Annotated in this window: 11 protein-coding genes; 10 read left to right on the top strand and 1 reads right to left on the bottom strand. The window is 51.9% G+C overall.

All coding sequences use genetic code 11. From position 1 onward, the window contains the following. The first annotated feature begins 16 nt into the window (after positions 1–16). The 10 genes from csrD (at position 17) to tldD (ending at position 13,452) form a co-directional block, all read left to right on the top strand. The gene (gene csrD, locus HLG76_RS12205; protein WP_021022702.1) at positions 17–1,996 is read left to right on the top strand and encodes an RNase E specificity factor CsrD; all 1,980 of its coding nucleotides are present in this window, start codon (positions 17–19) and stop codon (positions 1,994–1,996) included. Continuing rightward, positions 1,993–2,502: a hypothetical protein gene (locus HLG76_RS12200; protein WP_021022701.1), complete on the top strand. Its 510-nt coding sequence runs from the start codon at positions 1,993–1,995 to the stop codon at positions 2,500–2,502. The genes csrD and HLG76_RS12200 overlap by 4 nt, the downstream gene beginning before the upstream one ends. 158 nt (positions 2,503–2,660) lie before the next feature. Beyond that, complete coding sequence (locus HLG76_RS12195) at positions 2,661–3,704, top strand: rod shape-determining protein (RefSeq protein WP_077459908.1); 1,044 nt, start codon at positions 2,661–2,663, stop codon at positions 3,702–3,704. A gap of 33 nt (positions 3,705–3,737) precedes the next feature. Continuing rightward, positions 3,738–4,670, top strand: coding sequence for a rod shape-determining protein MreC (gene mreC / locus HLG76_RS12190; protein WP_077576252.1), 933 nt, complete (start codon positions 3,738–3,740; stop codon positions 4,668–4,670). Beyond that, complete coding sequence (gene mreD, locus HLG76_RS12185; protein ID WP_021022698.1) at positions 4,670–5,158, top strand: rod shape-determining protein MreD; 489 nt, start codon at positions 4,670–4,672, stop codon at positions 5,156–5,158. Before mreC ends, mreD begins: the two co-directional genes overlap by 1 nt. Positions 5,159–5,167: 9 nt before the next feature. Next, positions 5,168–5,734: a nucleoside triphosphate pyrophosphatase gene (locus tag HLG76_RS12180; protein WP_021022697.1), complete on the top strand. Its 567-nt coding sequence runs from the start codon at positions 5,168–5,170 to the stop codon at positions 5,732–5,734. A gap of 50 nt (positions 5,735–5,784) precedes the next feature. Then, positions 5,785–7,254, top strand: a complete 1,470-nt coding sequence (gene rng, locus HLG76_RS12175) for a ribonuclease G (protein ID WP_077773526.1) — start codon at positions 5,785–5,787, stop codon at positions 7,252–7,254. A 3-nt stretch (positions 7,255–7,257) separates the two neighbouring features. Then, a complete protein-coding gene (locus tag HLG76_RS12170; protein WP_175993738.1) occupies positions 7,258–11,115 on the top strand; it encodes a YhdP family protein in 3,858 nt (1,285 codons plus the stop codon). 2 nt (positions 11,116–11,117) lie between these two features. Beyond that, positions 11,118–11,936, top strand: a complete 819-nt coding sequence (locus tag HLG76_RS12165) for a carbon-nitrogen hydrolase family protein (protein ID WP_077459906.1) — start codon at positions 11,118–11,120, stop codon at positions 11,934–11,936. Between the two features lie 67 nt (positions 11,937–12,003). Continuing rightward, on the top strand, positions 12,004–13,452 hold the full coding sequence (tldD, locus tag HLG76_RS12160) for a metalloprotease TldD (protein ID WP_021022693.1): 1,449 nt from the start codon (positions 12,004–12,006) through the stop codon (positions 13,450–13,452). A 35-nt stretch (positions 13,453–13,487) separates the two neighbouring features. Here tldD and yjgA read toward each other — a convergent pair whose 3' ends face one another. Next, positions 13,488–14,015, bottom strand: coding sequence for a ribosome biogenesis factor YjgA (gene yjgA / locus HLG76_RS12155; RefSeq protein ID WP_021022692.1), 528 nt, complete (start codon positions 14,013–14,015; stop codon positions 13,488–13,490). Position 14,016: the final 1 nt, after the last annotated feature.

Below are 14,016 nucleotides of genomic sequence, written 5' to 3'. Positions count from 1 at the left end.
CAGTCAGCAGAGAATCATGGATAGAACAGCTAATGCGATTAAAGTCAGCGGAATGAAGCTGACCAACCGACTCGTTGCATTTGTCACCTTAATCGTGGTGTGCGCCATTTTCGTCTTATTTATTGGTGGCGCTATCAGTTTTCGCCAGCTGGGGATCGACTTTATCTCGCATTACGTCGATGGCATGGTCGAGGTGATTGATCAAGAGATGGCGAGCGAGCAACGAGACAATCAGTATTTTTCACGCTGGTTGCCCAAAATGCTCAAAGCCAGTGACGTGACCTCTTTGACCATCTATTCAGAAACCGGGATCTTGTATCAATACGAACAAATCCAATATCAAACGATCGCCACACAACAAGTTATCACGCGAGATATTCCGCTCGACAGTCATCCTGGTTATGCCGTGAAACTCACATTTGTCCCGCCTTATGCCGAGTTTGCGTATTCGATTGGCCCCCTCTTTTCGTTGTCGGCGGCGATTTTGGTGATTGTCCTTGGTTTAGCGTGGGGGATCGGATGGTTACGGCGGCAACTGTATGGCAGTGAAGTCTTGGAGCAGCGTGGCCGATTAGTTTTGGCGGGCCGCCTGGATGAGGCACAGCAAGGCGACCCTCGAGAATGGCCTATTCCCGCGAGTGCTGCGTTGAGTCAGCTCATTGAGGAGCTTAAAGAGGCTCGGCAGGAGCGGAGTCGTTTTGACACCTTTATCCGCACAAATACCTTTCTCGATCAGCTAACGGGAGCCGCGAACCGCGTGATGTTTGATAACCGGCTGCATACACTGGCGACCGATGATGCGAGTCAAGGCAGTGTTATTTTAGTCCGTGTCGCCGACTGGGATGAGTTGGTCGCGCAACATGGTCAAGAGGCCGCGGATCACTTGATTCAAGCTATCGGTAACGTGCTCTCTAATGCGACTCAGCGTTTTCCCGATGCCGTGCTTGCGCGTTACTTTGCGTCTGATTTTGCCATCCTATTGGTCAACCAGGCAGGGGATGAAGTGCACCCTTTCTTGGCGCAAATCACCAACGCTTTAGATAAACTGACGCCGTCAGAGGCGTTGGATAAAGATAACTGGTTTCATTTGGGCATGACTTCTTTTGGCGCGGGGGAGCGGCGTGGCCGATTAATGGATGAAGCTGAGCGAGCGCTAAAAGCGGCGGAGCTAACAGGACAAAATGGCTGGTCACAGTTTGATAAACAACTCAGCCGTTTGGATAAACGCGGCAGTGTACGTTGGCGAACCTTACTCGAGTCGGTAATGGCGGGTGAAGGCCCCATGCTCTACCGCCAACCCGTGTTTGCACGAGATGGCAAAACCCGTCTCCATTATGAACTTTTGGGTCGAATTAAAGACGAAAAAGGTAAAGTGTTAAAAGCATCGCGCTTTTGGCCCGGGGTCGAGTGGGTCGGCATGGATGTTACTTTCGACAAGGCTACCGTAGGACGTGCGTTATGGTGGCTAAAAACGCGTGATTATATTGATAACTATGCAGTGAATGTTAGTGCATACTCACTATGTCAGCGCGAATTTGTGATTTGGCTGCGTGATGCCTTGCTACAAACTCCACGCAGTACATTAAATCGACTGCTGGTGGAAGTCTCGGAGGGCGCTTTAGTCTCGCACTTTGATGCCGCGCGACCTTGCTTACGAATGATTGCCGCGTTAGGGTGCCGACTTGTCGTTGACCAAGCAGGCAGAACGATAGTGAGCACTCACTACGTAAAAGATATTCAACCGGCTTATATCAAGCTGCATCGTAGCCTGGTCCGCAATATTCACCAACGCCCTGAAAACCAGCTGTATTTGCGCAGTGTGTTGGGCGCTTGTGAAGCAACCAGCACGGAGGTGCTTGCCGTCGGTGTGGAAACGAATGAGGAGTGGTCCGTGGTGAAAGATCTTGGTGTGGCAGGTGGGCAAGGGCGTTTGCTGGGTGCCGAAATGTCACCGCATCCTGCCCAGAAAAAGCGACGCCGTTGGGGAAAACGATGACGCTGAGGGAAAAAAAAGCACTTCAACAGGGACGTGGATGGTTAGAAGCCGTATTATTAGTCAGTATTTTGTCAGTTCTTGTCGTCATTGCGGTACCTAAGTTCTATGATTATGAAGCCGATGCGAATGTGTCAGCGCTGAAAGGGTTAAAAAGTGGTATTGATAGTGCCTCGACACGGACGTATTCCTTGGCGAAAGCTGAGAAAATCACCGATCAGCCTGCTCAATCACTGACCGTCGACGGTATCGACATAGGCGTAACATATGGCTATCCCCAAATCAGTGCGCTGCCTAAGTTAGTGAGCGCGCTGCAGGACACCACACGTTGGCAGATACGACGATACCCTGAACAAAACCGCGTTGACTTTATTTGGTTGTTCCATGAGCAGCCAGCGCCCGCGTGTTATTTGATGTATCAGGAGGCAACGGCTTCACAACAAGCGTCCACGACGTTGGTGATCGGTGAATCATGCCAGTCACCCGCGGCAGAAAAACAAAGGGAATGATGCGTTTTTGATGGAAAAATCATCAAAATGACAGCGCATTGAAAAAAAACACAGATCTCATTCAGGTTTAAAGCACCGTATCTTGCTGCTTACCGTGCGCGTTGATACATTTAGCTCAATTTGTCTGATTTCACAGCTTGCAGGATTAACTGACCATCATGTTTAAGAAACTTCGCGGGATGTTTTCCAACGATCTATCGATTGATTTGGGAACCGCCAATACACTGATTTATGTAAAAGAACAGGGCATTGTTCTGGATGAGCCGTCTGTTGTCGCTATTCGTCAAGACCGCGCGGGTTCTGCTAAGAGTGTGGCTGCTGTGGGTCATGATGCGAAGCAAATGCTGGGTAGAACGCCAGGTAATATTGCCGCGATCCGCCCGATGAAAGACGGCGTCATTGCTGACTTTTATGTCACCGAAAAAATGTTACAGCACTTTATTAAGTCTGTGCATGATCATAGCTACATGCGTCCGAGCCCACGAGTGCTAGTGGCGGTGCCTTGTGGTTCTACCCAAGTTGAACGCCGTGCTATTCGCGAATCAGCCGTGGGCGCGGGTGCGCGTGAAGTTTATCTGATTGACGAACCGATGGCCGCGGCGATTGGCGCTGGCCTGCCGGTTTCCGAGGCGACCGGTTCGATGGTGATTGATATCGGTGGTGGTACCACCGAAGTGGCGGTCATCTCGCTTAATGGTGTGGTTTATTCCTCATCAGTGCGTATTGGTGGTGACCGTTTTGACGAGTCCATTATCAATTATGTTCGCCGTAACTATGGCAGCTTGATTGGTGAAGCGACGGCAGAGCGCATTAAGCACGAGATTGGTTCAGCCTATCCGGGCGATGAAGTGCGCGAAATTGAAGTTCGCGGTCGTAACCTTGCTGAAGGTGTGCCACGTAGCTTTACGCTAAACTCCAACGAAATCTTGGAAGCGCTACAAGAGCCGCTGAGCGGTATCGTTTCGGCAGTGATGGTGGCGTTAGAGCAGTGCCCACCAGAGCTTGCGTCCGATATCTCCGAACGCGGCATGGTGATTACCGGCGGCGGCGCTCTTCTGCGCGATCTCGATCGTTTACTGACCGAAGAAACGGGGATTCCGGTGGTTGTGGCGGAAGATCCACTGACCTGTGTTGCACGGGGTGGGGGTAAAGCGCTTGAGATGATCGATATGCATGGCGGCGATCTTTTTAGCGAAGATTAACGTGACTGTGCCAACAAACAGGTTGTTTTCATTATGAAACCTATGTTTGGCAGAGGACCGTCTCTGCAATTACGCCTGTTTTTCGCGCTTCTACTATCAGTCAGCCTTATGCTGGCTGATAGTCGTCTTGATGCTTTTGCCGGGGTCCGCTATTTCCTCAACACCTTGGTTGCACCGCTTCAGTATGCATCGAATGTGCCTCGTGACACCCTTGATGAATTAGTGATGCAGTTTCGCGCTCATCAACGTGTAGTGGCTGAAAATCGCGCCTTACGCAAACAAGTGTTGCAGCTCGAAAGTGATCAGCTTCTATTGGCACAGACAGAGCGCGAGAATCAACGCTTACGTGAGCTACTCGGATCGTCGTTTATTCGTGATGAACGAAAAATGGTCGCCGAAGTGATGGCGGTCGATTCTGATCCCTATAAACACCAAGTGATGCTCGATAAAGGACGCACCAATGGTGTGTATGAAGGGCAGCCAGTGATCAATGAACACGGGGTCGTCGGACAGGTTGCTTATGTCGGTGCGCATAATAGCCGTGTCTTGTTACTCACTGATCCTACTCATGCGGTGCCAGTTCAAGTGATGCGCAATGATATTCGCGTGATAGCGTCTGGCCGTGGGACCACCGCCTATATCGGTTTGGATAATATTCCGAGTAGTACGGATATTAAAGTGGGCGATAAATTAGTGACATCCGGGCTTGGCGGCGTCTTTCCTGAAGGCTATCCAGTGGGCACGGTGACAGAATTCTCGTTTGATAATAAACGTCCCTTTGCGCAAGTCACCGCGACAACCGCAGTAAAATTCGATCGGTTACGTTATCTTCTTTTAGTCTGGCCAACCCCAGAAAAAGCCGATAATGCGCCCTCCGATCGGCCTATGAGTCAATCGTCATCTGAGCAAGAAAACCCGTCATCTGACTCTGCGCCGTCGTCAGGTAGCGAGGGAGAATCACCATAATGGCAAATGTGACATTTCGTGGCCAATTGGTTATTTGGCTCTCCTTCATGGTTGCGTTGATTTTGCAGGCCGCTCCTTGGCCCGGTGAACTGGCGCCTTTTCGTCCTTCTTGGGTCTTGCTCGTCGCATTTTACTGGGTTCTGGCGTTGCCACATCGAGTGAATGTGGGGACAGCGTTAGTAGTCGGGTTGTTATGGGATCTGATGTTGGGCTCCACCTTGGGCGTTCGGGGGATGACCATGGCCATTTTGATATATATTGTCGCGCTTAATTTTCAATTACTGCGCAATATGTCCTATTGGCACCAAGCGCTTTTACTGTCTTTACTGACCTTGGCTGGAAAATTGATCGAGTTCTGGGCGGAGTATTTAGTCTCTAACGTACAGTTTAATCCTGAACAGCTTTGGGCGGGTGTGCTTAACTTCATACTGTGGCCCTGGGTGTTCTTACTATTGCGCCGGTTACGCCGTCGGTTTGCCATTCGTTAGCGAGGGACTATGCATTGTGATTTATACCTGGCCTCGGGATCGCCTCGACGCCATGAACTACTCACCGAAATGGGCGTCAACTTTTCCCGTGTCGTCATCGATGTAGAGGAAAAACAAAACGCGAGCGAATCGCCCTATGCCTATGTCTCACGCTTGTCGCAAGATAAAGCGCGAGCCGGCGTGATACAAACGGGTGGGCACATCCCGGTACTTGGCGCGGATACCATTGTGGTTGATGGTGACCAAGTACTGGAAAAGCCGATAGATCAAGCCGATGCAACCCGGATGCTTAAACAGCTGTCTGGGCGAGAGCATCAAGTGATGACGGCCGTGACAGTGGCAAATGCCATCAAGCAAGTCACCACCGTTGTCACCACCAAAGTCTGGTTTTGTTCACTGACGGATAAGATGATTGATGCTTATTGGCAGTCGGGGGAACCCGCGGATAAAGCCGGTGCATACGCGATTCAAGGATTGGGCGGTAAGTTTGTGACCCGTATCGATGGAAGCTATCACGCCGTCGTTGGTTTGCCACTGTATGAAACCGAGCAACTGCTCAAACAATTTTCGGTCTGAGCGCACCAACGAGTGGCGCTAGGCCCCACTTTTGAGACATCGGGGAAACCATGAGTGCGGAACTGTTAATAAACGTCACACCCAGTGAAACGAGGGTGGCGATGGTAGAGGGGGGCAACCTCCAAGAAATTCACATAGAACGTGAAGCGAAACGCGGAATTGTAGGCAATATCTACAAAGGTAAGGTCAGTCGTGTTTTGCCTGGAATGCAGGCAGCCTTTGTCGATATTGGCTTAGAGAAGGCCGCGTTTTTACACGCCTCTGATATTGTTCCTCATACCGAATGCGTATCAGAAAACGAGAAACAGCAATTTCAAGTTCGCGATATCTCCGAACTTGTCCGTCAAGGGCAAGATATTGTGGTGCAGGTGGTGAAAGATCCGCTAGGCACAAAAGGCGCGCGTTTAACCACTGACATTACCTTGCCCTCGCGCTATCTGGTTTTCATGCCTGGCGCTGCCCATGTGGGCGTATCGCAACGGATCGAGAGCGAATATGAGCGCAAACGCCTAAAAAGCATCGTCAGTGAGTATTGTGACGAGCTGGGTGGCTTTATTATTCGCACGGCCGCTGAGGGCGCAACAGATAATGAAATGGCGCAAGATGCCGCCTTTTTAAAGCGATTATGGAACAAGGTATTAGAGCGACGCGCCCGATATAAAACCAAGTCCATGCTGTATGGCGAGCTTGCGTTGGCGCAGCGCATTGTCCGTGACTTTGTTGGCACTGAGTTAGACTTGATTCGGGTCGATTCCAAACAGGCCTATGAAAAGCTACAAGAATTTACCGCCGAATTTGTGCCTGAATTAGCCGATAAGTTGGCGTATTACGACGGACAAGCGCCCATCTTTGATATGTATGACACGGAAAACGAAATTCAACGATCGTTAGAGCGTAAAGTACAGCTAAAATCGGGCGGCTACCTGATCATCGACCAGACGGAAGCGATGACCACCATCGACATTAATACCGGCGCCTTTGTTGGACGCCGCAACCTCGATGAAACCATTTTTAATACCAACATTGAAGCCACTCGCGCTATTGCACGCCAGCTTCGGATGAGAAATCTGGGCGGGATCATCATTATCGACTTTATCGATATGAGCACGGATGAGCATCGCCGTCGCGTGCTGCACTCGCTTGAGCAGGCATTGAGCCAAGACAGAGTAAAAACCAACATTAATGGCTTTACCCAGTTAGGCTTGGTCGAAATGACCCGTAAGCGGACACGAGAAAGCATCGAACACGTGCTGTGTGGCGGGTGTCCGACGTGTGACGGGCGTGGCTCGGTCAAAACCGTGGAAACCGTCTGTTATGAGGTGCTGCGAGAAATCACTCGGGTCAATCGTACCTATGATGCGGATAAGTTTGTTGTCTATGCCGCGCCGGCAGTCATTGAAGCCCTTGCGGGTGAAGACTCTCACCTTGTGGCTGAATTGGAAATATTTATTAGTAAGCAAGTCAAAGTGAAGTCAGAGCCTTTGTATACACAAGAACAGTTTGACGTAGTAATGATGTAAGCCATGGCTTGGGTAAGAAAAAGTGTCAGCTGGTTAATGACCAGCGTGATCAGCATGATAGTCATCACCGCCTTATTGATAGGCGGTTTGCGCTTTCTATTGCCCAATGTTGAGCTTTTGCAAGCGCCGTTACGGCAATGGGTGTCTGAGCAGACGGGGTTCAGTGCGCAACTTGAGGGCATCGCCGGGCAGTGGCGTAATTTGACCCCTTCACTGACATTAAAAAATGTCTCTCTAGCGACGAGCGATAATGGTTCGGCGCTTTTGACGGCTCAGCATATTGATTTACAGCTTGATGTCTCCGCAACACTGATGCGTTGGCAACCGGTTTTTTCTCATGTAACACTCGATGGCCTGGTGCTGGATACCGGTCAGTTGCCAGAAAAAGACACGGGTACCAATGTGCGTGCCCGGCTTGAAGATCTCTTCCTTGCTCGTTTGGGCCAATTCTCGATACCGAACGCCAAAGTCATCCTGGTGACCCCATCGCTTGAAACAGAAGTATTAACCCTCAAGGATCTCTTTTGGCGTAATCAAGCAGGACAACATCAGGTACAAGCGCGAATTGGGGTGAAAGGCACCCAGCTAGAAGCCGTACGTGTTAAAGCCGCTTTTACTGAAACCCACGGCGTCGACACCCTGACTGGCGATTTTTATCTTGCCAGTGAAGCGATGGATCTCGCGCCGTGGCTCACGCAAACATTAACGCCCTCAGTGACCATTGATGCGGCGCGTTTAGATGCCCAAGCTTGGGTGCGCGTGGAACGCGGCCAACCCCGTGATGCGTTGTTATCGATTGATGATCTCGCGCTTAAATGGCATGACAGCGCGGAAGAGGCAAAAACCTGGGCGGTGAAAGATAGCCAAGTCCAACTGACCGCAGAAGGCAAACGTGCGTGGCGCGTGGATACGGACGGAATATGGGTGAAGCAAAATGCCACCACAGCCCCTGCGATTTCTCGGCTGTCATGGCAAGGAACGAACGAGCGTTGGCGTCTCAATGCGGCCGACCTGGATATTGCCTTATTACAGCCTTTGCTCGGCTTGGTCAGTCAGTCGGAACAACAGCACCGTATAGCGGCCGCGCTGGCACCGGCGGGCCAGGTTGAATCCCTCGCATTGAGCAAAAAACCGACAACGCCGCTACGCTATCAAGCGACACTGACCGAGGTGTCGGCCGAACGCTGGGGGTATTTCCCGGCGTTTCATGGCTTAAATGCTACCCTATCTGGCGAGGGAGGACGTGGTCAGGCACAGCTTGAACTTGGCGCGCAGTCGCTGCCATACGGCGACTTTTTTCAAGCGCCTTTGCCACTTGAACAAGGTCAGCTCACCCTCAATTGGCAACCGACGAGCCAAGGCGTATCGATTTGGAGCGAAAAGGCAGCGGTCACCAGTGCAGATGTTCACGGAACCGGCGCCTTTCGTCTTGATATTCCCAAGCAGGGGGCGCCATTTCTTGCGCTTTACGCCCATGCCGATGTGACCGATGCCGGACAAACGTGGCGTTATTTGCCAACGCGCGCCCTGCCTGAATCATTGACCGGATATTTATCACGTGCCATTCAAGGAGGCCAAGCCGAGGGTAGTGAAATCCTTTGGTTTGGTGCCCTAGATAGTTTTCCATACCGTGAGCATGATGGCATTTTTCAAGCCAAAGTGCCGCTGCGCAATGGGGCATTTAGCTTTGATACCGCCTGGCCGACGCTGACAGAGCTTGATGCGACACTCTTGTTCGACAACGCAGGCCTGACGATTGAGGGTGATCATGTTCGCTTAAACGATGCCGTCAGTCGTCAGGTTCAGGCAAACATTGTCGACATGACCGAGGCAGACAGTCGCCTTGAACTCAAGGCCTCGCTCTCGGCGACAGGAGACGCGGTGCACCGCTATATGCTGGCCACCCCATTAGTGGATACGGTCGGTGCCGCCTTAACCCATATCAACGTCGACGGATTAGTCAATGCGCAGTTAGGTTTATCGATCCCGATTGATGGTGAGCAACCTCATGCAAGCGGCAAGGTGGACTTTGCGGGTAACCAAGTCAGGATTCAAACGCCTGCTATGGCCTTGGACAATGTCTCGGGGGCACTGGCGTTTGACGACGATGGCATCACGGCCCAATCGATGAGTGCTCAGTGGCTGGGGCAAGCTATCAACCTAGATCTTGCGGGCGAAGCTGCCTCTGCCGGCTATCAGTTGGATGTAGGTATCGAGGCGGATTGGGATATAGTGCCATTGCTGAACCAGTTATCGCTGCCGCTCAAGCCTTACCTTTCTGGAGGCGCACGTTGGCAGGCTGGGCTCGATCTTACCCTTCATGATACGGGGTTTGACTACCAGCTCGGCATTGATGTCGATACGACACCACTGCAATCAACGCTGCCTGCGCCGCTTCACAAACCGCGTTGGCAAAAAGGGCAGGCGCATATAGAAGCAAGCGGTAACCGTGAAGGGTTAACGGGGCGCGTACAGTTGCCAAATGTGAATTATCAAGCACGAATTAATACCCAAGGTGCGACCCCAGAATTTGTGTCCAGTCAGTGGCAAGTTGGCGATAAACAACCCACACTCCTCGCCACTCGCGGTCATCGCTTTGATCTGGCACTTGCACGCTTGGATGTAGACGCGTGGCACGCAGTGTGGAAACACGTGCGGCAAGCATGGCCGGATCGGCAACATCAATACCCTGGCTTACCGATACCGCAACGTGTGAATGTCAAAGTCGATCAACTCTCGGCCGGGAAGCTCGCTTTTCATGACTTATCAGTGGCCGCGCGTCAAAAAGCGAAGGGATGGCATGTGCTGGTCGGCAGTCAGGAGCTCAGCGGACAAGCAAACTGGCCAATAGAAGGTCGTTTAGCTGTCGATATTGATCACTGGCATATCAATCGACAGCCGTCCGACCAGACCCAACCTACCGACGCACCACTCTTTCAGCCTGTGGATCCCCAAGCCACGGCTGCAGACAAAGCCTTACTGGCCGCCATTCCACCATCACGCCTTACGATTGATGATCTTTGGTTAGAAGGGTATCGACTGGGACGTGTCGAGGCCGTTGTCAATAAACACGATCAGCAGCTAACACTGTCGTCACTGACGGTAAAAAGCGGCAATAACCATGCAGCGGTCAATGGGCATTGGCGGATAGATAAACAAGGGCGCCATCAAACCGCATTGACGTTAGCACTGGGTGGCGAAAGTACCTCGGATCTCATGGGACGATTTGGCGTCAGTGGTGGGATCCAAGATGCAAGCTTTACCACCCAAGCCGCACTGAATTATGCCGGTTTACCTTGGCAAGCTGATATATCCAGCCTCAATGGCGAGGTAAGTGCGGATATCCAAGACGGTTATATCAGTGGTGTTGGTGGCGCGGGCAAATTGTTAGGGTTATTTAGCTTAGATTCTATTTTGCGTAAAATTCAGCTCGATTTCTCGGGCGTGTTTGACGATGGGCTGGCGTTTGATGACATCACGGGGCGGGCCGTGATCACAAATGGCGTCTTGGTCACCGATAATATCCGCATGGATGGCATTGCCGGTGATATGGTTATCAAAGGTATTGCCAATTTAGTGGAAAACCAAGTCAATGCGGATGTGCGTTTTACGCCGGATATTACCTCAGGGATCCCGGTATTAAGTGCCTTTGCGGTTACGCCGCAAACCGCGCTGTATGTACTCGCGGTGACGACAGCAATTTCTCCGGTGATGGATGTGTTTACCCAAGTACGCTACCAGGTGACAGGTTCGATTGGCACACCAGATATTCGGGAAGTGTCGCGTAACCAAGAAGCGTTAGCCCTTCCCCCCGAAGCGACTGAACGATTGCGCGAGCAGGCAGAAAAAGCCAAGGAGTGAGCATGATGAAAGCCGGTGTTATCCAAATGACATCCAGTGCCGATCCCGCCCATAACATGAAGACACTGCAAGCCAGTTTGCACCGACTTAGTGATCAAGGCGTGAAACTGGTGCTGACCCCAGAAAATGCGTTAGTGTTTGGCGGGAAACGTGATTATCAACGTCATGCTGAACGATTGGGCCATGGCCCGTTACAGCAACAGCTTGCCGAGCTGGCGCACCAGTACGACCTTTGGTTAGTGGTGGGCGCTTTTCCCATCCAAAATGACAACGGGCTGCTGAGCAGTACCAGTTTAGTGTTCGATAATGCCGGGCATCTTCGGGGCAGCTACGATAAATTACATTTGTTTGATGTCGAGGTGGCTGATGCGCATGGCCGGTATCGAGAGTCAGATTACTTTGCCGCGGGCGACCAACTGTCGACGGTGAATACGCCCTTCGGTTGCCTAGGGTTGAGCATTTGTTACGATCTACGGTTCGCGCCTTTGTACCAAGCGCTACGCGCGCAAGGGGCCGATGTCATCACCGTGCCGGCAGCTTTTACCCGCGTGACCGGTCAAGCGCATTGGGAGCCGCTGCTACGCGCTCGGGCAATTGAAACCCAGTGTTGGATTATTGCCGCAGGCCAGTGTGGCGAGCACAGTAAAGGGCGGCAAACCTGGGGGCACTCGATGATTATTGATCCCTGGGGGCAAGTGGTCACATCCCTGGGGCGTGAACCCGGGGTGACGTGGGCAGAGCTTGATTTTAGTGTCAGTGAATCCATTCGGGGCAAGATGCCCGTACTGTCTCATACCCGGTTGCAAAGCCAACTGAAATAGCGCACCCTCGGCGCGTTATCTTTTTCTTTCGGCTGCCAGCTCGGCGGCCACAACCAAGAGTAAGCGAATGAGTCTGGAACAGGTCGAAGAAACCTTACTGCGCCCGGCGGGCGTGAGTGAGTCGCAGCTTCATGCGACGCTGGCGCACTTAAGCGGTCGCCAGATTGACTATGGCGATATTTTCTTCCAATCCACTTGGCATGAATCGTTAGCGCTGGAAGACAGCATTATTAAAGACGGCTCCTTTAATATCGACCGTGGTGTTGGTGTCAGAGCAATTAGCGGAGAAAAAACCGGCTTCGCGTATTCTGATCAACTTACCATTGATGCGCTGATGCAAAGTGCGACTGCGGCGCGGGGCATTGCACCTGTGGGTGGACACGGTAAGGTCAGCGCCTTTCGTGCCGTCCAAGCGACCCCTTACTATGGGCCCATTGATCCGCTGGGAAGCCTGACGCGTGAGCAGAAAATTGATTTATTAAAAGAAATCGATAGCTATATTCGTGCTAAAGAGCCACGCGTCAAAGAAGTGAATGCCAGTTTAAACGGCTTGTATGAGCAAGTGCTGATTGCAGCGACGGACGGTACCTATGGTGCCGACATTCGTCCTTTGGTGCGCTTATCGGTCTCAGTGTTAGTTGAGCAAGATGGTCGTCGTGAGCGCGGCAGTGCTGGTGGCGGTGGCCGCTATGGTTACGAGGTCTTTTTGCACGAGCAGGCGGGTAAGTCGCGCGCGTTGCAATTTGCTGATGAAGCTATCCGTCTCGCGCTGGTCAATCTTCGTGCAGACGCGGCACCAGCAGGGACGATGCCCGTGGTGTTGGGCGCAGGTTGGCCGGGCGTGTTGCTGCATGAAGCGGTCGGTCACGGGTTAGAAGGGGACTTTAACCGCAAAGAGTCATCGGTATTTACCGGTAGCCTTGGTGAGCAAGTAACCTCTCCTCTGTGTACTATCGTTGATGACGGCACCATGAATGATCGTCGCGGCTCGTTGAGTATCGATGATGAAGGGGTGCCAGGCCAGTACAATGTATTGGTCGAAAATGGCGTACTCAAAGGCTATATGCAAGATAAGCATAATGCCAAACTCATGGGTGTGGCGCCCACCGGGAATGGTCGTCGCGAGTCTTATGCACACTTGCCGATGCCACGCATGACCAATACCTATATGTTAGGTGGAGACAGTACCCCTGAATCGATCATTGCCAGTGTTGAGCGAGGCTTATATGCGCCGAACTTTGGCGGCGGGCAGGTCGATATCACCTCGGGGAAATTTGTATTCTCCACGTCAGAAGCTTATCTGATTGAAAAGGGTGAAATCACTACTCCGGTGAAAGGCGCGACCTTAATTGGCAGTGGTGTTGAAGCCATGCAGCAGGTATCGATGGTGGGCAATGATCTGGCGATTGATCCTGGCGTTGGGGTTTGCGGGAAAGCCGGGCAAAGCGTGCCTGTTGGTGTTGGGCAACCGACATTGAAATTAGATGCGATGACTGTCGGTGGCACCGAATCTTAACCAATCTACGCCAGTGCGAGGCACTGGCGTATTGTTTATAGGCTTTGGTCGTAAAAGCCTTTGAGATATTGGAAGATCTCGCGATAGGCCTTGGGCGGCTTATTTTGCTGTTGCTCTTTTTGAGCCTGACGTGCCAACTGGCGTAAACGCTGACGGTCAGCATCAGGATACTGTAAGAGCGCATCACTAATCGCACTATCGCCCTGATCGATAATACGATCGCGTAGCTGCTCAATTTTTTGTAGCGCCATGCTATGTTGAGCATGTTTGTTCTGCAACTTATCGAGCGCCGCTTGTATCGGTTCAGGATCGCGCGATCGCATCAATTTGCCCACGTACTGGAGCTGGCGTCGACGGGCTTCGTTTTTTAAACGTTGTGCGTCGAGAATCGCAGAGAGCAAGTTGTCATCAAGCGGGAATTTTTCTAATACCGCGGGTTTGAGTTTAACCAGCGCTTCGCCGAGCGATTGTAAAGCAAGCATATCGCGCTTCATCTCGGACTTGCTGACCCAGATGATTTCTTCCTCTTCCTCCCAGGGAGCGGGTTTATTTTTACGGCCCATG

This window comes from Salinivibrio sp. EAGSL (genome assembly GCF_013366455.1).
GTDB classification, from domain to species: domain Bacteria; phylum Pseudomonadota; class Gammaproteobacteria; order Enterobacterales; family Vibrionaceae; genus Salinivibrio; species Salinivibrio costicola.
Note: the sequence above shows the minus strand (reverse complement) of the source record. Positions and strands in the feature narration are given on the sequence as shown.

Coding starts and splice junctions, on each gene's coding strand:
- csrD (WP_021022702.1), top strand. CDS start 17: ATGGATAGAACAGCTAATGCGATTAAAGTCAGCGGAATGAAGCTGACC.
- HLG76_RS12200 (WP_021022701.1), top strand. CDS start 1,993: ATGACGCTGAGGGAAAAAAAAGCACTTCAACAGGGACGTGGATGGTTA.
- HLG76_RS12195 (WP_077459908.1), top strand. CDS start 2,661: ATGTTTAAGAAACTTCGCGGGATGTTTTCCAACGATCTATCGATTGAT.
- mreC (WP_077576252.1), top strand. CDS start 3,738: ATGAAACCTATGTTTGGCAGAGGACCGTCTCTGCAATTACGCCTGTTT.
- mreD (WP_021022698.1), top strand. CDS start 4,670: ATGGCAAATGTGACATTTCGTGGCCAATTGGTTATTTGGCTCTCCTTC.
- HLG76_RS12180 (WP_021022697.1), top strand. CDS start 5,168: ATGCATTGTGATTTATACCTGGCCTCGGGATCGCCTCGACGCCATGAA.
- rng (WP_077773526.1), top strand. CDS start 5,785: ATGAGTGCGGAACTGTTAATAAACGTCACACCCAGTGAAACGAGGGTG.
- HLG76_RS12170 (WP_175993738.1), top strand. CDS start 7,258: ATGGCTTGGGTAAGAAAAAGTGTCAGCTGGTTAATGACCAGCGTGATC.
- HLG76_RS12165 (WP_077459906.1), top strand. CDS start 11,118: ATGATGAAAGCCGGTGTTATCCAAATGACATCCAGTGCCGATCCCGCC.
- tldD (WP_021022693.1), top strand. CDS start 12,004: ATGAGTCTGGAACAGGTCGAAGAAACCTTACTGCGCCCGGCGGGCGTG.
- yjgA (WP_021022692.1), bottom strand. CDS start 14,015: ATGGGCCGTAAAAATAAACCCGCTCCCTGGGAGGAAGAGGAAGAAATC.